The organism is Streptomyces sp. SP18CS02 (assembly GCF_036322365.1).
Taxonomy (GTDB): Bacteria; Actinomycetota; Actinomycetes; order Streptomycetales; family Streptomycetaceae; genus Streptomyces.
Genome location: NZ_JAQYXC010000127.1, coordinates 1 through 490 on the forward strand (window position 1 = coordinate 1; position 490 = coordinate 490).

Sequence of the window (490 nt, forward strand, 5' to 3'; positions counted from 1 at the left end):
CTCGACCGGCGAATACCCGTTCACCAGCCGCAACCCCGGATACTCCCCCAACGCCTTCGCCACATGCGCCACCGACAACGGCTCACCACCCGTCATCAACTGCCGCACCCCGGCAAAACACCCCGGATACTCATCCAGCAGAAAATTGAACAGACTCGCCGACACATGCACCGTCGACACCGCATACTCCGAGATCAACCCGGCAATCACCGACGGCTCAGGCTTCAGACCCGGCTGAAGCACACACACACCACCATGCAGCAACGCACCGAACAACTCCAACGCGAACGCGTCCCACGACACCGGCGCACACTGCAACCACACCTCACCCGGCCCGAAGGACACAAAATCCTGACCCGTCAACGTCCCCGACATCGCCCGATGAGGAGCCACCACACCCTTCGCCACACCCGTCGAACCCGACGTGAACATCACACACGCCACATCCTCCGGCCCCGCAATCCGCCCCAGATCCCCACCATCCAGCGCA

At 62.9% G+C, this 490-nt stretch carries 1 protein-coding gene; it reads right to left on the reverse strand.

The genetic code is table 11. The features are described from left to right. On the reverse strand, positions 1-486 hold a 486-nt coding region (locus PUR26_RS00870), incomplete at its 3' end, for an AMP-binding protein (RefSeq protein ID WP_329868217.1). Between the last annotated feature and the right edge of the window lie 4 nt (positions 487-490).